Genomic DNA, 18611 nt, shown 5'->3' with positions numbered 1-18611 from the left:
TCAAAGTACGTGGTGACTGGCGACAGGCACGTTCGCCCGCACCTTGGCGCTGTAGTCGAAGTCGAGCGTCGCGCTGGCTGCCCCGACGCCGTCGGAGCATTGAGCGATCAGGTGGCCCCAGGGATCGACGACCATGGAATGCCCCCAGCAGGCCTTCTTGCCTTCGGCATGGGTTCCGGTCTGCCCGACGGCGACGAAATAGGTCTGGGTCTCGGCGGCGCGCGCGCGGGCCAGCAGTTCCCAATGATCCTTGCCGGTCATCAGCGTGAAAGCCGCCGGCAGGACGATCACGTCCGCGCCTTTGTCGCGCAAGGCGCGGAAAAGTTCGGGGAAGCGAATGTCGTAGCAGATGGCGCAGCCCACCGTCCGCTCGCCGACCTTGTAGGTCACGACCTCGGTGCCGCGCGCGACCGAGTCCGACTCGCGGTAGCTGATGCCGTTCGGCGTATCCACGTCGAAGAGATGGATCTTGCGATAGCGCGCGAGTTCCTCGCCGCCCGGGCCGAAGACCAGACTGGTGTTGAAATGCTGATTGCCCTCGCGCTCGACGATGGAGCCGGCATGGAGAGTGATGTTCAACCTGGTTGCCAAGTTGGAAAGCGCTTTATAGATCGGGCCGTCCGGGAAGACCTCGCCGCTGCCGTGCATATTCTGCGGCCCGTCGGCAAGATATGCGAAGTACTCGGGCAGAACGACAAGGTCCGGACCCTCCTTTTCGACTACCTTCTCGACCATCGAGATCGCCGTCTCGATGTTCCGATCGAGGTCATCCTGCGTGTTCATTTGGATCAGCGAGACTTTCACATCGGTCCTCCTTGAAGCTCTGCCACCATTGAAGCCGAGCATGGACAAGGGGACAAACGGGAAATTCCTATGATCCGGCACAAGCAATGCTTATGGATTAAACATTCTGCATTGCCGCATAGGAATTAGGCATAGCCAATGGTGCCGGCTTCCGGGCCTCCGACACGATCTCCTGCGCCATGGCCGTGATGACGCGTTCGAGAGCATCTTCGCTCTGCTCTTGATAGACGACATGAAATGTCAGGGATGGGAGGGCCGGCGCGATATCGAGGATTCGCGCGACGCCGGCCTTGACGAGGTCGTCCACGAGAACGAGCGGCAGGGCGCCGATGCCAACGCCGCTGGAGACCATGCGCGTCATGATCGCCAGCGAATTGGAATTGTAGATTTGGAACTGGTCGAGTCCCGCGCCCGAGAGGAGCCTGAGGAGAGCTTTATGGGGCTGCGAGCCCGTCGAGAAGGTCAACAGCGGATAGGCGGCGATATCCGCCAGTTCGAGGCCCGTCGCGGGAAGCTCCAACGAAGTGGAGGCGACCCAGCAGGACGTGAAGGTGCAAATCTCGATGCTATGGACGATTGGCGCGTTGACCGGCCCCATGATGATGCCGAGGTCGATGCGTCCTTCCTCGATCTGCTTGGCCAGGTTGAGGCTCGTATCGATGTTGACGTCGATGCCGACGCTCGGATAGCGGCGCCGCATCCGGCGGATCAACTCGGGAAGCCAGGAATAGGCGATCGTGTCGGATGCTCCGATGCGAACAGTGCCCAGCAGTGCCGCGGGATTGGAGACGGCCTCTCGAAAGCCAGCGCTCAGCCTGACGATCTCTTCGGCGAGATCGAGCGCACGCCGTCCTTCGGGCGTCAGCCGAATCCCGCGCGTGTCGCGGTCGAAAAGGCGTACGCCGAGCTCCCGCTCCAGGGTGGCGATGCGATTGGAGGCGGCAGCCTGCGTGGTGTTCAGTTTCTCCGCCGCAGCGGAAAAGCTGTTGAGCCTCGCGGCGAGCACGAAGGTTTCGAGGAATCTCAGATTCACGTCGCGGCTCCCTTATCGCCGCCACCCTACCAAGCAGTCGAGGGACCGGCACTTCCTATCAAGCGGCGGCAAGGCTGGCTCCGATGGGTTCGAACCGCCATGGCATGAGGTCTTCGATGTCCCAGCCGATACGCTGGCGCTTCCCGCCGAATGTCTGGACATCCGGCAACCCTTCGGCGTCGTTTCGGCGCGCCGCCGCATGATAGATGGCCGTCTTGAGGAGGCCGTCGTCGAAGTTGGGACGCCGGCGACCAGCGATCTCATCGACGATCGCGCCGTCCGACACGCCTTGGCCGTCAAAGCCTGACGCCGTCGCGCAGCTGCTGGACGAAGCCGAGCGGCCTGTATGGACGCGGAACCCAAGCGCGGGGGTTGGGCGCGGTACGTCAAGCGGCCGGGATCAGCATGGCGGCGGCCGATCGCGGGTCGAGATCGACGAGTTCGGGCTCGCGGTCGAGAAGCACCCGCAGCGAGCGCAGATTGTCGTGGAGATGCGCCGTCATCAGGCGGGTCGCCGTCGCGGTGTCGCGGCGGGCGAGCGCCTCGAAGATCGACTGATGCTCGCTCAGCACCTCCATGTGGAAGTCCTGCAGCGGAAAGGAGCGCCGGCGCACCCGGTCGAGCTGCCCGGTGGCGTTGCGGATCGTCTCCCAGACATGCGGGAACCCCGCGCATTCGCAGACGAGCCGATGGAAGTCGTTGTCGAGCAGGAAGGATTCGTCGTTGTCCTGCCGCTCCGCCGCCTGGCGCTCGCGAAAGAGCACGAGCTCGAATTCCGGCGCGAAGGCCGGATCGAAGAGCTCGGCGGCGAGCGCCACCATGCGCAGTTCCAGGCTTTCGCGCACGATCTGTCCCTCGACCACGGCATCGGCGGCGATCTTGTTGACGAAGGTCGCGTCGCTCGGCACCACGGTGACGAGCCGCTCCTGCGCGAGCCGCAGGATGGCGTCGCGCAGCGGCGTGCGCGACACGCCGAGCGTCTCGCAGAGATCCTTCTCGATCAGGCGCTCGCCGGGCCGGAGGCGCATCGACATGATGTCCTCGCGCAGTTCGGCATAGACGCGCGCCGCCTTCGAGGCATCGACCCGCGCGACGTCCGAACGGGGCGCCCTGGCCGCCGGCATCAGATCCTGCCGCATTCCTCGTCATCCTTCCTCGGAGAGCGCCTCCCCCAGCGCCGAGGCCAGACTCTCCAGAAGCAGATCGGCGTGGGCGGCCGAGAAGGTCAAGGGCGGGCGGATCTTCAGGACGTTGTCGGCCGGCCCCGAGGCGCCGATCAGCACGCCGCCCTCGCGCATGGCGTTGACGACCCGCCGGGCGAGGCCGCCGTCGGGCGCGCCGTCGGAAACCAGCTCGACCCCGATATAGAGGCCCGCGCCCCGGATGTCGCCGATGGCGGGATGGCGCTCGGCGAGCGCGCGCAGACCGGCCATGAGACGGGCGCCGCTCGCATCGACGCGCGCCAGGATGCGGTCCGTCTCGATCACGTCGAGCACGGCCGTCGCGGCGGCGATCGACACCGTATTGGCGCCGAACGTGTTGAAGTAGCGCACCTCCCGGCCGAAGCGCTCGGCCACCTCCGGCCGCAGCGCGACGCCGGCGATCGGCAGGCCGTTGCCCATCGGCTTGCCCATCACGGCCATGTCGGGAACGATGCCGTGGCGGGAAAAGCCCCACATATGGCCGCCCGTGCGCCCGAAACCCGGCTGCACCTCGTCGGCGATGTAGAGCGCGCCCGCCTCGTGGACGGCCTCGATCGCCGGCTTCAGGAAGCCCGCCGGCTCGGGCCGCGTGCCGTCGGTGGAGAAGATGCTGTCGGCGAGAAAGGCGGCGGGGCGCACCCCGTGCCGGCGCATGTCGGCGAAGGCGGCGCGGATGTCGGCGGCGAGCCGCGCCCCGGTCTCAGCGCCGAGACGGGCGTCGGGCGCCGGAACGGTCCACACGTCCCGCCCGAGCGGCACGGCGGGGCCGAGAAGCGGCGACAGGCCGGCGGTGACGGCCGTCGTGCCGTGATAGGCGTTGCGGGTGATGACGACGCCCGCGCCGCCGGTCTCGTGGCGGGCGATGCGCAGGGCGAGGTCCACCGCCTCCGAGCCCGTGCAGGTATACATCACATGGCCGAACCCGGCCGGATAGGTGGCGAGCAGACGTTCCGTATAGTCGAGGATCGCCCCGTGCAGATAGCGCGTATGGGTGTTGAGGGTCGCCATCTGGCGCGACACGGCCTCCACGACGCGCGGATGGGCGTGGCCGACGCAGGGGACGTTGTTATAGGCGTCGAGATAGCGCCGACCGTCGGCGTCGAAGAGCCAGACGTCCTCGCCGCGCAGGAGATGCACCGGGCGGTCGTAGAACAGGCGGTAGGAGGCGCCGAGCAGCGCCCGGCGGCGCGCGATCAGCGTCTCGTCGGAGGGACGGGCGGCGGACGGGAGAGCGGCTGGCATCATGATCTCGACGGCTGGCAGGCGGCGGCGATGCGGGCGGCGATCTCGTCCGGCGCCATGCGGTCCAGCCGATCGAACTGATGCCACACGGCGGCGCTGTTGCGGGTGATGTAGGCGCGCCGGTCCGGGAACCGCTCGGCCCGCCATTCGGGAATGAGGACGCGCATCGCCATGCGCGTCTCGATGGCGACGGGCAGAAGCGCGATCTCGTCCGGCGTCAAGGCGCGGGCGGCGGCATAGCCGGACAGGACGTCGAGCGCGCCGGCCAGCGGGTCGTCGCCGGCAAGGAACTGATAGGCCGCGCCGATGGCCACGTCGAAGACCCGGGCCGTGCGCACCATGTCGCCGAAGTCGATGAGGCCGGTGATGCGGTCGGGCGCGTCGGGATCGACGAGGATGTTGTCGCCGCCGAAATCATTGTGGACGACCTGGAAAGGCAGCGTGGCGAGGCGCGGGGCGAGCACGGCCTCGAAACGCTCGAGGCTCGCCTCGACGCGCCGCCGCTGCGCCGCCTCGCGGAAGGCGCCGAGCGCCGGCCGCAGACCGAGGACGCCGCGCATGTCCCAGGAGGTCTCGTGATCGGCCGAGGGATGCTCGAAATCGACCAGCGCCTCCTGGAGGCGCGCCATCAGAAGGCCCGCCTCGCGGCGCTGCACCGCCGTGCGCTCGCCGCCCGACTGCGCCCGGCCGTAGGAGAAGCTGGTGAGGCGCACCGTCCGCTCGTCGCCCGCGCCGACGGTGAGGCGGAATTCGGGCAGGCCGTCCAGCGTCGGCACGATCCGGGGCAGCGGCAGCGACGGCGCCCGCCGTGCCGTGTGCAGAAGCGCCTGCGTGTGCATGTTGGAGACCCCGGCGTCCTCGCCCGGGCTCAGCACCTTGAGGAAGAAGGACGGCCCCTCCTTCGTCGCGAGCCGGAAATTAGAGTCCTTCTCCCCCGGCAGAAGGGTGGCGCCGGCCTCGATGCCGTAGCGCTCGCGCGCGATCCGCTCGGCCGTCTGCGGATCGATCAGCGGGGCGACGACGGTCAGACCGGCGCCGATCCCGCCGGTCTCGGAACGAGTGAAGGCAAGCGACATGAAGGCTCCGAGGGATCGAAGAAGCGTGGCGGCGCACCGCGCCGCCGCGAAGAGGCCGAGGCTCAGGCGATGACGGGCGCGGCCGGGAAGGCTTCCGGATGGGCCGCCTGATAGGCCGCCGCGAGGCGCAGCACGAGGTCGTCGTGGAAGCGCGCCGCCACGAACTGGACGCCGATCGGCAGGCCGCCGGCATCGAAGCCGCAGGGCACGGAGACCGCCGGCTGGCCCGTCATGTTGAACGGGTAGGTGAAGGGGCTCCAGTCCGTCCAGTCGGTCATGCCCTCGCCTTCGGGAAAATCGATGCCGGCGGGCAGCGCGGTGATCGGCATGGTGGGCGAGAGAAGCACGTCGTGGCGCTCGTGGAAGCGGGCCATCGTCACCTTCAGCTCGGACCGCACGCGCTCGGCGGCGAGAAGCTCCTGCGCGGTGAAGCGCCGGCCGATCTCGGCGATGGCGACGAGGCCCGGATCCATGCGCGCCCGGTCCGCCTTGGTCCTGGCGAACTGGTCGACGGTGACGGATTCGGCCGCGAACCAGAGGACGCGCAGCGCCTCCAGCGGCGAGGCGAAGCCGGGATCGACCTCCTCCACCACCGCGCCCATCTCGGCGAGGCGTCGCGCCGCCCGCTCCACCGCCGCCGCGACGTCGGGCGCGACCCGCGCATAGCCGAAGTCGCGGCTATAGCCGATGCGAAGCCCCCTTACCTCGCCCTTCGCCGCCGCCGTCCAGTCGGGCACCCCGGCGGGACAGTCGCCGTAGAGCGCCTCCGGCGAAGGGCCGGTCACGGCGTTGAGGAACAGGGCCGAATCCTCGACCGTCCGGGTCAGGGGACCGCGATGGGCGAGTTCCATCAGCGGGGTCGGCGCGTCCGCCGGCACCCAGCCGAAGGTCGGCTTGATGCCGAAGACGCCGCTCCAGGCGCCGGGAATGCGGATCGAGCCCGCCCCGTCCGAGCCCTCGTGCAGGACGCCCATGTTGAGCGCGGCCGCCACCGCCGCGCCGCCGGACGAGCCGCCCGAGGCGCGGTCGGTGCGCCACGGGTTCAGCGTGTTGCCGAAGGCGGGCCCGTGCGTGACGCCCTTCCAGCCGAATTCCGGCGAGGTCGTGGTGCCGAGGATCACCGCGCCCGCCGCCCGCAGGCGCTTCACGATCAGGATCTCGCGCGTCGAGGGCGCCGTGTCGGTGAGGTTCGAGCCGCGCCGCCAGGGAATGCCGATGACGGCGGTCAATTCCTTGATCGTGGTCGGCGCGCCGTCGAGCGGCCCGCGCGGCTCGCCTCTGGCCCAGCGCGCCTCCGATTCGCGCGCCGCCGCCAGCGCCGCCTCGGGCACGACATGGGCGAAGGCGTTGACGAGCGGATCGAAGCGCTCGATGCGGTCCAGCGCGGCGCGCGTCGCCTCGACGGGAGAGGCCTTGCCGGCGGCGAAGAGCGCCGAAAGTTCGACCGCGCTCATCTCGCCGAGATCGGTCTTCGGGGTCATGGCCATGAAATTCACTCCGAAATCGCGTCGAGGGCGCGGGCGACGGCGTCGAACATCGCCTCGATCTCCTCGGCGCTGATGATGAGGGGCGGGCAGAAGCAGAGCGTGTCGCCGATGGCGCGGGCGATGACGCCCTCCGCCATGGCGGCGGCCTGGAAGGCGGCGCCCGCCGCGCCCGCCTGTTGCCAGGGCTTCAGCTCCACCGCGCCGATCAGGCCGATGCCGCGCCAGGCTTTTGCCTTGGGATGCGCGGCGAGCTCGGCGAGGCGCGCGAGGAAGCGCGGGCTCCGCCGCCGGCAGTTGCCGACGAGATCGCGCTCCTCGATGATGCGGATGTTCTCCAGGCCGACGGCGGTGGCGACCGGATGGCCGGAGGCCGTGAAGCCATGGCCGAACGTGCCGATCCGCGCCGATTCCTCGGCGACCGGCGCGTAGAAGCCTTCCGTCATCAGGATGGCCGAGAGCGGCATGTAGGAGGAGGAGATCTGCTTGGAGAGGACCATGACGTCCGGCTCGATGCCGAAGGTCTGGCAGCCGAACATCTCGCCGGTGCGGCCGAAGCCGCAGATGACCTCGTCGGCGACGAGCAGCACGTCGTATTTGCGCAGCACCGCCTGGATTTCCTGCCAGTAGCCCTCGGGCGGCACGTAGACGCCGCCCGACGCCATGACCGGCTCGCCGAAGAAGGCGGCGACCGTTTCCGGCCCCTCGGCGAGGATCAAGGCCTCCAGTTCGGCCGCCATGCGGCGCGAGAACTCGATCTCGCTCTCGCCCGGCAGCGCCATGCCGGCATGGTCGGGACAGGAGACATGCCGCATCCGGTCGAGCGGCAAGTCGAAGCTCGCGTGGTTGCGCGCCAGGCCGGTGATCGAGCCGGCGGCGATGGTGACGCCGTGATAGCCCTTCACCCGGCCGATGATCTTCTTCTTCTCCGGCCGGCCGAGAGCGTTGGCGCGGTACCAGATCAGCTTGACGACGAGGTCGTTGGCCTCCGAGCCGGACGAGGTGAAATGCACCTTCGACATCGGCACCGGCGCCATCTGGATCAGCTTCTCGGCGAGATCCACCGAGGGGCCGTGCGTCTTGTGAGCGAAGACGTGGTAATAGGGCAGCTTGTCCATCTGCGCCTTAGCCACGTCCGAGAGGCGCATCTCGCCGAAGCCGACCGCCACCGACCAGAGGCCGGCGAGCCCCTCGATATAGCGCTTGCCGGTATTGTCGAAGACATAGACGCCCTCGCCGCGCTCGATGACGAGCGCGCCGGTCTTGCCGTAGTTCTGGAGGTCCACCAGCGGGTGGAGCTGATAGGCGATGTCGCGCGCCTCGACGGAGTTGGGCAGGAAGGTCATGGAGGATCCGATGCGGAGAGGAAGGGCGCTCAGGCGGCGACGGCGGTCGGGCGGCCGGGAATGGCGGCGATGAGGCCGCGCGTATAGTCCTCGCGCGGCTGGCCGAAGATCTCGGCGCCGGTGCCGATCTCGACGACGGCCCCTTTCCGCATCACCATCACCCGGTCGCAGATCTCGGCCGCGACGCGCAGGTCGTGGGTGATGAAGACGAGCGAGAGGTCGAGCTCGCGCTTCAGCTCGGCCAGGAGTTCGAGGACCTGGGCCTGGATCGACACGTCGAGGGCCGACACCGCCTCGTCGGCGACGATGATCTCCGGCTTCAGCGCAAGCGCGCGGGCGATGCCGATGCGCTGGCGCTGGCCGCCGGAGAATTCGTGCGGGAAGCGCCCGGCGGCCGAGGCGTCGAGCCCGACGCGCTCCAGAAGCGCCTCCGCCTCCTTCAGCGCGGCGCGCGGGTTCGCGCCATAGGCGATCGGCCCGTCGGCGATGGCGCGCCCGACCTTGATGCGCGGGTTCAGCGAGGCATAGGGGTCCTGGAACACCATCTGCACGCGCCGGCGCGCCTGGCGCAGCGCCTCGCCCTTCAAATGGGCCATGTCGGCGCCGCCGAGCAGCACCCGCCCGCCATCGGGGTCCTGGAGGCGCACGAGGCAGCGGCCGACCGAGGACTTGCCCGAGCCGCTTTCGCCGACGATGCCGAGCGTCTCGCCGCGCGCGAGCGAAAAGGAGACGCCCTGCACCGCCTGGACGACGCGCGGCGGCGACAGGAAGCCGCCGCCGGAGCGATAGGTCTTGGTCAGCCCCTCGACGGCGAGGATCGTCTCGCGCTCCGCCCGGCGGGCCCTCCCCGCCCCCATGCCCGGAATCGCGGCGATGAGCTTTCGCGTATAGGGATGCTGCGGGCGGTTCAGCACGTCCGCGGCGGTCCCCTCCTCCACGACGCGGCCCTTTTCCATCACCAGCACCTTGTCGGCGATCTCGGCGACGACGCCGAAATCATGGGTGATGAACATCACGGCCATGCCGCGCCGCTCCTGGAGGTCGCGCACGAGGCGCAGGATCTGAGCCTGGGTCGTCACGTCCAGCGCCGTGGTCGGCTCGTCGGCGATGAGGACCTTCGGCTCCAGGGCGAGCGCCATCGCGATCATCACGCGCTGGCGCTGGCCGCCGGAGAGCTGGAACGGATAGGCCCGCGCCGCCCGCGCCGGATCGGGCAGGCCGACCTCGGCGAGGAGGTCCAGCGCCCGGGCGCGGCGCTCTTTCGGGCTGAGCAGCCCATGCGCCTCGAACATCTCGCAGATCTGGTCCTCGACCCGCATCAAGGGGTTCAGCGCCGTCATCGGCTCCTGGAAGATCATGGCGATGCCCCGGCCGCGCAGGGCGCGCATCCGCGCCTCGTCGAAGGTCAGGATGTCCTCGCCCGCCATCAGGATGCGGCCGCCGACGGGCCGCACGGTCTCGGGCAGCAGGCCCATGGCGGCATTGGCCGACATGGACTTGCCCGAGCCGCTCTCGCCGACGATGCAGAGGATCTCGCCGGGGATCAGGTCGAAGCTGACGCGGTCCACGGCATAGGGCCGGTCGGCGCCGGGCGGCAGGGCGATGGCGAGGCGGTCGACCGACAGGGCGGGCGCCTTGGGATGCGGCTTCATCGTCGGATCTCCTCAGCGTCCCCGGCGGGCGAGCCGCGGGTTCAGGGCGTCATTGAGGCCCTCGCCAATGAGGTTCAGCGCGAGCACGGTGAGAAGGATCATCAGGCCGGGAAAGAAGCTCACCCACCAGGCCTGCCGGATGACGGCGCGCCCCGCGCCGATGACATAGCCCCAGGACATGATGTTGGGGTCGCCGAGCCCCATGAAGGACAGGGCGCTCTCGATCAGGATGGCGGCCGCCACCATCATCGTGGACAGGACGATGATCGGGGAGAGCGTGTTGGGCAGGATCTGGCGCCAGATCACCGTGGCGCTGCGCTGGCCGGACAGGATCGCCGCCTCGACATATTCGCGCGAGCGCAGCGCCATGACCTCGCCGCGCAGGAGCCGCGCCACCGGCGGCCAGCTCACCAGCGCTATGGCCGCGACGATGGAGGCGAGGCTCGGCTGGAAGATCGCGACGAGCACGATGGCGAAGGCGAAGCTCGGCACGCTCTGGAAGAATTCGGTGAAGCGCATCAGCGCGTCGTCGACCATGCCGCCGAAATAGCCCGCCGCCGCGCCGATCGGGATGCCGATGAGGAGCGAGACCAGCGTCGAGACGAGGCCGACGAGCAGCGAGGTGCCGGCGCCATGCGCCAGAGCCGAGGCGATGTCGCGGCCCATCGTGTCGGTGCCGAGCGGAAAGGCCATGTTGGCGAAGGGCGGCAGGAAGGGCCGCTGCACCATGGACCAGGGCGAGCGCGGGAAGAGGAAGGGCGCGCTGGCGCAGAGGAGGAGGACGAGCGCGAGGATGCCCAGCCCGACGATGGCGCCGCGATGGCGCGCGAAACGGCTCCAGAAATCCCTCATGCCGACACCCGGATGCGCGGATCGACCAGACGATAGAGAAGGTCGGTGATCAGGTTGAAGACGAGGACCATGGCGGCGGAGACGACGAAGACGCCGAGCAGCAGATTGTAGTCGCGCTGCCCGAGCGCCTCGAACATCAGGCGTCCGATGCCCGGCCAGGAGAAGACGGTCTCGATGAGGATGGCGCCGCCGACGAGCTGCCCCGCCTGGAGACCGGCCAGCGTGACGACCGGCAGAAGCGCGTTGCGCAGCACGTGGCGGCGCAGAATGGCGCCGGGCCGCAGCCCCTTGGCCCTGGCGGTGCGCACGAAGTCGAGACGGCTCACCTCCAGCATGGAGGCCCGCGTCATGCGCACATAGACCGCCATGAAGAACAGGCCGAGCGTTGTCGCCGGCAGGACGAGATGATGCAGGATGTCGAGAAGGCGCGCGGCGCCCGTCAGGCCGGCGCCCACCGTCTCGTAGCCGAAGGCGGGGAACCAGCCGAGCTGCACGGAGAAGAGCAGCACCGCCATCAGGGCCAGCCAGAAGAGCGGCGTTGCGTAGAAGAGGAGCGCCAGGGTCGAGACGAGCGCGTCGGACGGCCGGCCCTGGCGCGAGGCCGCCAGCACGCCGGCCAGGACGCCGAGCCCGAGCGAGATGACGAAGGCCGTGCCCGACAGGAGCAGCGTCGCCGGCAGGCGCTCGACGATGAGGTCGATCACCGGGCGGCCCTGGCGATAGGAATAGCCGAAGTCGAGATGGAGGATATTGCCGACATAGAGCCCGAGTTGGACGACCAGCGGCTTGTCGAGCCCGAAGCGCTCGCGCAGCTGCGCCAGGAAGATGGCGTCGGCCTCCCCGGCCTCGCCCGCCATCACGGCCGCCGGATCGCCGGGCGCGGCGTGGATGAGCGCGAAGTTGACGACGGTGATCCCGACGAGGATCACCACGATCTTCAGGAGACGTTCGACGAGGAGGCGAAGCATGGAGCCCTCCGGGCGGGGACGCGGAGCGGCCTTCCGGGAAGGACCGCGGCGAGGAGGGGCGGCGGCGCGATCCCGCCGCCCGCTGGCATGGATCAGGGCTTGATCCAGGTGTCGCGGAGCGAGTCGTTCAGCCCGTTCGCGGTGGTGACGAGATCCTGGAACTTGCAGTTGTAAATCGTCGGCCATTCGAGATCGAGCAGCCAGGCGACGGGCACGTCCTCCTGCACCACAGCCTGGACCTGATCGTAGAGCGCCTGACGCTTCTCGGCGGGAACGGCGGTCGCGGCCTCGGCGAAGAGCGCGTCGGCCTTCGGGCTGGAATAGCCCTCGACATTGTTCCAGGGGCTGCCCTTGGAGATCTGCGAGGAGACGTAGTTGCGCTCGACGCCCAGCGCCGGGTCGCCGTTCTGGAACATGTAGGTGAAGGCCATGTCGTAGTTCCACTCGGACAGGCGCTGGTTCCAGCCGGCGACATCCGCCGCCTCGATCTCGACGGGAATGCCGACCTCGCCGAGATTCTGCTTCACCGCCTCGGCCCAGCGCTGCCAGGTCTCGCCATAGGGCAGCGGCAGGAGCTTCAGCGGCTTGCCGTCATAGCCCATCTCGGCGAGCAGGGCCTTGGCCTTCGCCGGATCATGCGCATATTGCGGCTCGACCTTGGAACTGAAGGGAATCGTGCCAGCAATCGGCCCGGTGGCGACTCGCCCGAGCCCGTTCCACAGGACCTCGCGGGCGAAGTCGCGGTCCATCGCGTACATCACCGCCTGCCGGAACCGCTTGTCGTCCATCGGCGGCTTGCGGTTGTTCAGCCAGATGAAGGAGAGCGGCGAATCGAACTCGCGCCCCTTCGAGGTCGTGCAGGTGTTCTCCAGCGCCGCCAGGCGCGGCGCGTCGAAATTCTCGACCGAGCCGCCGGGCAGGATGCCGACCGTGCCCGTCTCGTAGGCGACCGCCCGCGAGGCGCCGTCCGGCACGACATGGTAGTAGACGTCGTCGAGATAGGGCTTGCCCGCCAGGTAGTAGTGCTCGTTCTTCACGAGATGGATGTTGCTGCCCTTGGTCCAGCTCTCGAACTTGAACGCGCCGGTGCCGATCGGCTTCTCGTTGGCGGGATTGGTGGCGAAATCCGTGTTCTCGTAGATGTGCTTGGGCACCATCGGCATGCTCCAGAAGGCGAAGGAGCGGATGAAGGGCTCGAAGGGCTGCTTCAGCGTGAAGACGACGGTCGCCGCGTCCGGCGCCTCGACCTTGGCGACGCGAGACATGGTGTTGCGGTGGCGGGGCTGGGTCTTGGTCAGGAAGTCGTTGACGCTGAAGAGGACGTCGGCTGAGCTGAACGGCACGCCGTCATGCCAGGTGACGCCCTCGTTGAGGTGAAACGTATAGGTCAGCCCGTCGGGCGAGATCTCCCAGGCCTTGGCGAGCGAGGGCATCGGCCGGAGCTTTTCGTCGTAGCGCAGCAGACCCTCGTAGATCTGGCCGGAGACGAGCTGCGTCGGCACGTTGGTGACGAGGCCGAGCATCAGGTTGGACGGCTCCGGCTGCACGATCAGATCGGCCCGGCCGCCGGCCACCGGCTGGTCGGCCGCGAAGGAAGCCGAAGTCAGGAGCGATGCCGCCAGCAGCGATGTCACGAATAGTTTCACGAATATCTCCAGCGGTTCGACAGTCTATAAGAGTCAATTTCGCGACGACGACTTCAAGATACGTCGAATGACGCATCCGACAGAGACGGCCGCAACGGATTAATGCCTTTAACCAGCTTTTCTGGCCCAATCTTTATTTCGATTGCGGCACTCTTATTTGTGATATATCGGTATATGACCAGATCGTTGGGTGGCTGTCAATCGGAATTGACGATGTCGAAGGCATTTTCTGGTGTGCATAAATTCTGACCATTCGGCTGTCGCACGGGTGAACAGCCGCTGCCCTTTCCATGGGCGGGACCGCGCGTCGGGCCGCGAGCGAGGCCGGTGATGCCCGTGTCGCTCCTGTTTCAGATCGCGATGGTGCTCTGCCTCGCCGCCGGCACGCTCGCCGCCGCGCCGGCGCTGCTGGACGTCGCCTCGGCGCTGGCGGTGGCGACGGTGCTACTGCAATGGCGGGGACTCGGCGCCCTGCCGCGCCTCTTCGCCGCGCTGGCCGCCGCCGGCGCGCTCGCCGTGGCGCTCGTCTTCCCGGCGCGGCTCGGCGAGATCCAGACCGCGCTGCGCCAGGGCATCGCCTTCGCCGCGCTCTTGTCGGTGCTCGGCCTCCTGCGCCATCCGGTGCGCCGCTCGCCGCGGATGCGGCAGGCCGCGCTCTGCCTCGTCCGCTTTCCCGCCCGCCGCCGCTATGCCGCGGTGAAGCTCGGCAGCCACTTTCTCAGCCTTCTCTTCAATGTCGGCATCATCCCGCTGCTCGGCGATCTCCTGTCCCGGGACGAGCCGGAAACGCGCGACGAGGCGCAGCGCCGCCGTCTCCTCCTGGCGGGCATGCGGGGCACGGTGCTGATGACCCTATGGTCGCCCATGGGCGTCGGCTTCGCCATCGTCACCGGCGCCATCGCCGGGCTCGATCCGATGCGCTTCGCCGCCCTTGCCTTCGCCACCGCCATGCTCCTGCTGCTCGCGACCTGCCTGCTCCTCGGCCCGGCCGAAGCGGATGCCGGCGGCAGCGAGGCGGGACAGGACGGGCTGCTGCCGCGCCCGATGCGGCCCATTCTCCTCGTCACGCTCGCGCTTCTCGCGCTGACGGTCGGCCTCCACGGAGTCCTGTCGCTCAGCTTCGTCATGGCGACGATCCTGGTCCTGCCGGCCTTCGCGCTTCTCTGGCTCCGCGCCGAGCCGGGAGCCGCGCCCCTGCCCTTCGGCCAGGATCTGAAATGCCTGCTGCAAGGCATGAACGACATGCGCACGGAAGCGGCGATCTATCTTTCGGCCTCGGTGATCGGCGCCGCGATCGCGGTCGCGATCCGCGAGACGGGCCTCTGGCAGGCGCTTCAGGCGGGCGCGGCCCCCGGACTTCCCGCGCTCTTCGCCTGTCTTCTGGCGATTCCCCTGGCGGGCGCGGCCTTTCTGCCCCATTCGGTACTGGTCGTCCTTCTCGCGCAGCTCCTCGGCGGCAGCGCGCTCGGCCTCGACCATCCGATGGCGCTGGGAATGACGCTGATGCTCACCTGGGCGATCGCGATCTCGCTCTCCCCGATCAGCGCGATGTCGCTGATGACCGGCGCCCTGACCCGCACGCCTTCACCGGTCGTGAGCCTGCGTTGGAATCTCGGCTTCGCGCTGACGCTCATGGCCCTGTCTATGGCGCTCGTCTCGGCCCTTTACGGGCTGGGCTGCTGACGGCCGATCGCCATCGCGCCGCACCGGCGCGGTCTCCCTTTCCTTTCGACGGAGCGACCATGACCCCATCCCTCTTCATCGCCGGCCATTGGACCGCCGGCTGCGGCAGCCGCTCGGGCCCCGTCCTCGACCCCGCGACGGGCGAGGAGGTCGGCCGCGTGCCCTTCGCCGAAGCCGCCGATCTCGACGTCGCGCTGGCGGCGGCGGCGAGAGGCTTCGCCCTTTGGCGGGCGACGAGCGCCTTCGAGCGTTCGGGCGTCCTGCGCCGCGCCGCCGCGCTCTTGCGCGAGCGGCACGAGGCGATCGCGACGGCGATCACCCGGGAACAGGGCAAGCCGCTCGGCGAGGCGAAGCTGGAAGTGCTGGGCGCCGCCGATCATGTCGACTGGGGGGCGGAAGAAGGGCGCCGCGCCTATGGGCGCGTCATTCCCGCGCGAGCCCCAGACGTCACGCAGATGGTCGTCCAGGAACCGGTCGGCCCGGTCGCCGCCTTCAGCCCCTGGAACTTCCCCGTCAGCCAGCTCGTGCGCAAGATCGCCGGCGCCCTGGCGGCGGGCTGCTCGATCATCGCCAAGGCGCCGGAGGAAACGCCGACCTCCGCCGTCCTCACCGTGCGCTGCTTCGAGGAGGCGGGCCTGCCCGCCGGCGTCCTCCAGCTCGTCTTCGGCGTGCCGGCGGAGATTTCCGAGCGCCTCATCGCCTCGCCGGTCATCCGCAAGGTCTCCTTCACCGGCTCGGTGGCGGTGGGTCGCCATCTCAGCCAGCTCGCCGGCCGGCACCTGAAGCGCGCGACGATGGAGCTCGGCGGCCACGCGCCCTTCATCGTCGGGGCGGGTGTCGATCCGGCGCCGGTCGCGGCGCTGGCGGCGCAGATGAAGTTCCGCAATGCCGGCCAGGTCTGCGTCTCGCCGACGCGCTTCCTCGTGCACGAATCCCTCTTCGAGAGCTTCGTTGAGGCCTTCGCCGCCCGCGCCTCGGCGCTGACGCTCGGCTCCGGCCTGGATCCGGCGACGGGCATGGGACCGCTCGCCCAGGCCCGCCGCGTGCAGGCCGTCGAGGCCCTGGTGCGGGACGCCGTCGATGAGGGCGCCGAGATCCGGACGGGCGGGCGCCGCGCCGGCAATCAGGGCTTCTTCTTCGAGCCGACGATCCTGACGACGGTGCCGCTTGCGGCCCGCGTCCTCAACGAGGAGCCCTTCGGCCCGATCGCCGTCGTCAACCCCTTCGCCGCCCTCGACGACGCGATCGCGGAGGCGAACCGCCTGCCCTTCGGCCTCGCGGCCTATGCCATGACCAACGGCCTGGTCGAGGCCGAAAAGCTGGGGGCGGGGATCGAGGCGGGCATGGTCTCGATCAATCATTCGGGCCTCGCCCTGCCGGAAACGCCCTTCGGCGGGATCAAGGACAGCGGCCATGGCAGCGAGGGCGGCGTCGAGGGCCTTCGCGCCTATCTGCAGGACAAGTTCGTCAGCCGGCGGCACGCGCTTGGCGGCTGAGCGCCGGAGCGGAAGAAGCGTTTGTCCGGGCCGGACCGGCGTCTGATAAGGACAGAGCCCGGCCCGCCCGATGCCGCCGTCGGACACGATCGCCCTCGCCGCCGTGTCGGCGCGGAGGATCGCGGCGAATTCGGCAGGCCTCCCCGCCATGGGAGACCGGCTCTTTCAGGGCCGGCGGGTTTCGCGGGCATGGTCCAGGGCATTCGAGACGAGCATGAGGACATGCGCGTCCGCCAGCCGGTAGAGGACGGACCTGCCGTCGCGTCGCCGCGCGACGAGACGGGCGGACAGAAGCACCCGAAGACGCGCCGAGACGGTGGTCAGCCTGCCGCCCGTCGCGACGGCGAGGTCCGAGACCGCCGCCTCTCCCCGCGCCATGTGAACGAGGAGGCGAAGGCGCGCGGGATCGGCCAAGGCGGTGAAGATCGCCACCGCGCCGTCCACATCCTGCTTCGGTGTCGGACTCGTTTCGTTTGCCACGCAACAGTCCATGATCCATTGCAGGTTGCGCGGCAAGGCGCATGCGGCGATCGGGCGCCTGCCATCTTCCCGCGCCGGCCGGCGGCTTGGCGTCGCCTGCCAGACGATTGGCGGGAAGGGCGAGGGCGCCGGGCCGGCGGGGATGGTCAAATCGCGGCATCGGTCGCCGGGCAAGTCTCGCGGCCCTTGCGCGGGAGCATCCTTCATGTCCGGGACAATCTGCCTCCTCACCTGCCGCTCGCGCGGCGACCGCGTCGCGGCGACGATGCGCTTCCCGGCCGGCGCCGAGGGCCGGCCGGCCATCCGCGCCGTCCATGCCGAAGGCCTCGCCTTTGCCTCCTGACCCGGCGCCGGACCAGCGCCGGCACCGCCCTCCCATTCCTTTTCCCCGAACCGGATTGGCCCATGGACATCGATCCCGTCGGCGCGGCCATGGGGTGGGTCGCGGCCTATGGCACCTGCGGCCTCCTCGCGCTGTCCCTGTCGGAACGCTTCGTTCCGGTCCTGCCCTCCTACGGCCTGCTCGTCGCCATCGGCCTCGCGGCGGCGGAAGGCCACTGGCCGCTGCCGCAGGCGCTCGCCGCCTCCATCGCCGGCAGCGTCGGCGGCAGCCTCCTTCTCTACGCCCTCGTCGCCCGGCTCGGCGCGGCGCGCTCGCGCCGGCTGATCCTCGCCATGGCGCGGCTGGTGCGGATCTCCGCCGCCACCGTCGACGGCTGGACGGCGCGGATCGAGAGCCGCCAGGGCCTTCTCGTCTTCACGGCGCAGCTCGTCCCGACCATCCGGCTCCTGGCGCCGGGGCTCGCCGGGCTGGTCCGGCTCGACCACCGCTCCTTCCTGCTCGCCACGACGGCGGGCGTGACCCTCTGGAACGGCGCCTTCATCGGCATCGGCTATGCGAGCGGCCGGCTGGATGCCGATGTCAACGGCTCCTGGGTCGCGCTTCTCGTCCTGGTCGCGCTTCTCGCCGTCGAAGCCCTCGTTTTCCTGGCCTGGCGCCGCTTCGCCCGGCGGGACGGCGGCGCGCGCGGCCCCCTCCCTCGCAAGGTGACGCCATGCTGATCTCGGCCGATCGGTCCTCCTTCTTCCAGGCCTGGCTGCGCGATCCGCTGCGCGTCGCCGCCGTCGCCCCGTCGAGCGGCGCGCTGGCGCGGCTCATCACCGGCGAATTGCGCCCCGGCATGGGGGCGGTCCTCGAACTCGGGCCCGGCACCGGCGCCTTCACCGCCGCCCTCGTCGCGAAAGGCTTCGAGGAACGGGACCTGACGCTGGTGGAGATGGGCGAGGATTTCGCGAGGCTGCTCGCCGCGCGCTATCCCGGCGCGGTGCTGGTGCGGGCGGACGCCGCGCGGCGCGAGCTCGGCGCCCTTCTGCCCGCCCGCCGCCACGCGGCGACGGTCAGCGGCCTGCCGCTGCTCTCGATGGGGCCGAAACGGGTGATCGGGGTCCTGCGCACCGCCTTCGCTGCGATGGAGCGCGGCGGCGCCTTCTACCAGTTCACCTATGCCTGGCGCTGCCCGGTGCCGGACGCGATCCTCGACCGGCTCGGCCTTTCGGCCGTCCGCATCGGCTCGGTGGTCGGCAACCTGCCGCCGGCCAGCGTCTACCGGTTGAGCCGGCGGCGGTGACGGCGGGCGGCGCCTCGTC

The 18611-nt window shown here is 69.6% G+C and carries 18 protein-coding genes; 5 read left to right on the top strand and 13 right to left on the bottom strand.

Translation table 11 applies throughout. From position 1 onward, the window contains the following. The 12 genes from IEY14_RS22820 to IEY14_RS22765 all read right to left on the bottom strand — a co-directional run bounded on the left by IEY14_RS22820 (position 1) and on the right by IEY14_RS22765 (position 13305). Positions 1–804 (bottom strand): carbon-nitrogen hydrolase family protein, encoded by an 804-nt coding sequence (locus IEY14_RS22820; RefSeq protein WP_188912656.1) that lies wholly within the window; start codon positions 802–804, stop codon positions 1–3. Between the two features lie 97 nt (positions 805–901). Next, positions 902–1837, bottom strand: coding sequence for a LysR family transcriptional regulator (locus tag IEY14_RS22815; RefSeq protein WP_188912654.1), 936 nt, complete (start codon positions 1835–1837; stop codon positions 902–904). Positions 1838–1895: 58 nt separating this feature from the next. Beyond that, positions 1896–2123 carry a hypothetical protein gene (locus IEY14_RS22810; protein WP_188912652.1) on the bottom strand — a complete coding sequence of 76 codons (228 nt, stop codon included), beginning with the start codon at positions 2121–2123 and terminating at the stop codon, positions 1896–1898. Positions 2124–2223: 100 nt separating this feature from the next. Further along, positions 2224–2976 (bottom strand): GntR family transcriptional regulator, encoded by a 753-nt coding sequence (locus tag IEY14_RS22805; protein WP_188912650.1) that lies wholly within the window; start codon positions 2974–2976, stop codon positions 2224–2226. Between the two features lie 6 nt (positions 2977–2982). Beyond that, positions 2983–4281 carry an aspartate aminotransferase family protein gene (locus tag IEY14_RS22800; protein ID WP_210318552.1) on the bottom strand — a complete coding sequence of 433 codons (1299 nt, stop codon included), beginning with the start codon at positions 4279–4281 and terminating at the stop codon, positions 2983–2985. Further along, a complete protein-coding gene (locus IEY14_RS22795) occupies positions 4281–5357 on the bottom strand; it encodes a phosphotransferase (RefSeq protein ID WP_188912646.1) in 1077 nt (358 codons plus the stop codon). Before IEY14_RS22795 ends, IEY14_RS22800 begins: the two co-directional genes overlap by 1 nt. A gap of 62 nt (positions 5358–5419) precedes the next feature. Further along, the gene (locus IEY14_RS22790) at positions 5420–6844 is read right to left on the bottom strand and encodes an amidase (RefSeq protein ID WP_210318550.1); all 1425 of its coding nucleotides are present in this window, start codon (positions 6842–6844) and stop codon (positions 5420–5422) included. Between the two features lie 5 nt (positions 6845–6849). Next, on the bottom strand, positions 6850–8187 hold the full coding sequence (locus tag IEY14_RS22785; protein WP_188912643.1) for an aspartate aminotransferase family protein: 1338 nt from the start codon (positions 8185–8187) through the stop codon (positions 6850–6852). 29 nt (positions 8188–8216) lie between these two features. Continuing rightward, positions 8217–9839, bottom strand: coding sequence for an ABC transporter ATP-binding protein (locus IEY14_RS22780; RefSeq protein WP_188912641.1), 1623 nt, complete (start codon positions 9837–9839; stop codon positions 8217–8219). A gap of 12 nt (positions 9840–9851) precedes the next feature. Then, a complete protein-coding gene (locus IEY14_RS22775) occupies positions 9852–10691 on the bottom strand; it encodes an ABC transporter permease (protein WP_188912639.1) in 840 nt (279 codons plus the stop codon). Beyond that, positions 10688–11659, bottom strand: coding sequence for an ABC transporter permease (locus IEY14_RS22770; protein WP_188912637.1), 972 nt, complete (start codon positions 11657–11659; stop codon positions 10688–10690). The genes IEY14_RS22775 and IEY14_RS22770 overlap by 4 nt, the downstream gene beginning before the upstream one ends. Before the next feature lie 92 nt (positions 11660–11751). Continuing rightward, positions 11752–13305, bottom strand: coding sequence for an ABC transporter substrate-binding protein (locus tag IEY14_RS22765; RefSeq protein ID WP_210318548.1), 1554 nt, complete (start codon positions 13303–13305; stop codon positions 11752–11754). 330 nt (positions 13306–13635) lie between these two features. On the opposite strand from IEY14_RS22765, the gene IEY14_RS22760 reads away from it, so the two are divergent. Together IEY14_RS22760 and IEY14_RS22755 are read left to right on the top strand one after the other, a co-directional pair. After that, positions 13636–14988 carry a hypothetical protein gene (locus tag IEY14_RS22760; RefSeq protein ID WP_188912635.1) on the top strand — a complete coding sequence of 451 codons (1353 nt, stop codon included), beginning with the start codon at positions 13636–13638 and terminating at the stop codon, positions 14986–14988. Between the two features lie 59 nt (positions 14989–15047). After that, positions 15048–16484 carry an NAD-dependent succinate-semialdehyde dehydrogenase gene (locus IEY14_RS22755; protein WP_188912633.1) on the top strand — a complete coding sequence of 479 codons (1437 nt, stop codon included), beginning with the start codon at positions 15048–15050 and terminating at the stop codon, positions 16482–16484. 165 nt (positions 16485–16649) lie between these two features. On the opposite strand, the gene IEY14_RS22750 is transcribed toward IEY14_RS22755, so the two are convergent. After that, the gene (locus IEY14_RS22750; RefSeq protein ID WP_244639638.1) at positions 16650–16964 is read right to left on the bottom strand and encodes an ArsR/SmtB family transcription factor; all 315 of its coding nucleotides are present in this window, start codon (positions 16962–16964) and stop codon (positions 16650–16652) included. Positions 16965–17169: 205 nt separating this feature from the next. Between IEY14_RS22750 and IEY14_RS22745 the strand changes: the two genes are divergently transcribed. The 3 genes from IEY14_RS22745 (at position 17170) to IEY14_RS22735 (ending at position 18592) form a co-directional block, all read left to right on the top strand. Then, positions 17170–17307, top strand: a complete 138-nt coding sequence (locus IEY14_RS22745) for a hypothetical protein (protein WP_188912631.1) — start codon at positions 17170–17172, stop codon at positions 17305–17307. A 62-nt stretch (positions 17308–17369) separates the two neighbouring features. Continuing rightward, a complete protein-coding gene (locus IEY14_RS22740) occupies positions 17370–18026 on the top strand; it encodes a DedA family protein (RefSeq protein ID WP_188912629.1) in 657 nt (218 codons plus the stop codon). Beyond that, on the top strand, positions 18020–18592 hold the full coding sequence (locus IEY14_RS22735; protein ID WP_188912626.1) for a class I SAM-dependent methyltransferase: 573 nt from the start codon (positions 18020–18022) through the stop codon (positions 18590–18592). The genes IEY14_RS22740 and IEY14_RS22735 overlap by 7 nt, the downstream gene beginning before the upstream one ends. Positions 18593–18611: the final 19 nt, after the last annotated feature.

This window comes from Aureimonas endophytica (genome assembly GCF_014642635.1).
Taxonomy (GTDB): Bacteria; Pseudomonadota; Alphaproteobacteria; order Rhizobiales; family Rhizobiaceae; genus Plantimonas; species Plantimonas endophytica.
This window is presented reverse-complemented; position numbering and strand designations above follow the sequence as displayed.

Bases quoted from the DNA above. Each gene is read 5' to 3' on its own strand.
- IEY14_RS22805 (WP_188912650.1), bottom strand. From the start codon at position 2,976: ATGCGGCAGGATCTGATGCCGGCGGCCAGGGCGCCCCGTTCGGACGTC.
- IEY14_RS22800 (WP_210318552.1), bottom strand. From the start codon at position 4,281: ATGCCAGCCGCTCTCCCGTCCGCCGCCCGTCCCTCCGACGAGACGCTG.
- IEY14_RS22795 (WP_188912646.1), bottom strand. From the start codon at position 5,357: ATGTCGCTTGCCTTCACTCGTTCCGAGACCGGCGGGATCGGCGCCGGT.
- IEY14_RS22790 (WP_210318550.1), bottom strand. From the start codon at position 6,844: ATGGCCATGACCCCGAAGACCGATCTCGGCGAGATGAGCGCGGTCGAA.
- IEY14_RS22785 (WP_188912643.1), bottom strand. From the start codon at position 8,187: ATGACCTTCCTGCCCAACTCCGTCGAGGCGCGCGACATCGCCTATCAG.
- IEY14_RS22780 (WP_188912641.1), bottom strand. From the start codon at position 9,839: ATGAAGCCGCATCCCAAGGCGCCCGCCCTGTCGGTCGACCGCCTCGCC.
- IEY14_RS22775 (WP_188912639.1), bottom strand. From the start codon at position 10,691: ATGAGGGATTTCTGGAGCCGTTTCGCGCGCCATCGCGGCGCCATCGTC.
- IEY14_RS22770 (WP_188912637.1), bottom strand. From the start codon at position 11,659: ATGCTTCGCCTCCTCGTCGAACGTCTCCTGAAGATCGTGGTGATCCTC.
- IEY14_RS22760 (WP_188912635.1), top strand. From the start codon at position 13,636: ATGCCCGTGTCGCTCCTGTTTCAGATCGCGATGGTGCTCTGCCTCGCC.
- IEY14_RS22755 (WP_188912633.1), top strand. From the start codon at position 15,048: ATGACCCCATCCCTCTTCATCGCCGGCCATTGGACCGCCGGCTGCGGC.
- IEY14_RS22745 (WP_188912631.1), top strand. From the start codon at position 17,170: ATGTCCGGGACAATCTGCCTCCTCACCTGCCGCTCGCGCGGCGACCGC.
- IEY14_RS22740 (WP_188912629.1), top strand. From the start codon at position 17,370: ATGGACATCGATCCCGTCGGCGCGGCCATGGGGTGGGTCGCGGCCTAT.
- IEY14_RS22735 (WP_188912626.1), top strand. From the start codon at position 18,020: ATGCTGATCTCGGCCGATCGGTCCTCCTTCTTCCAGGCCTGGCTGCGC.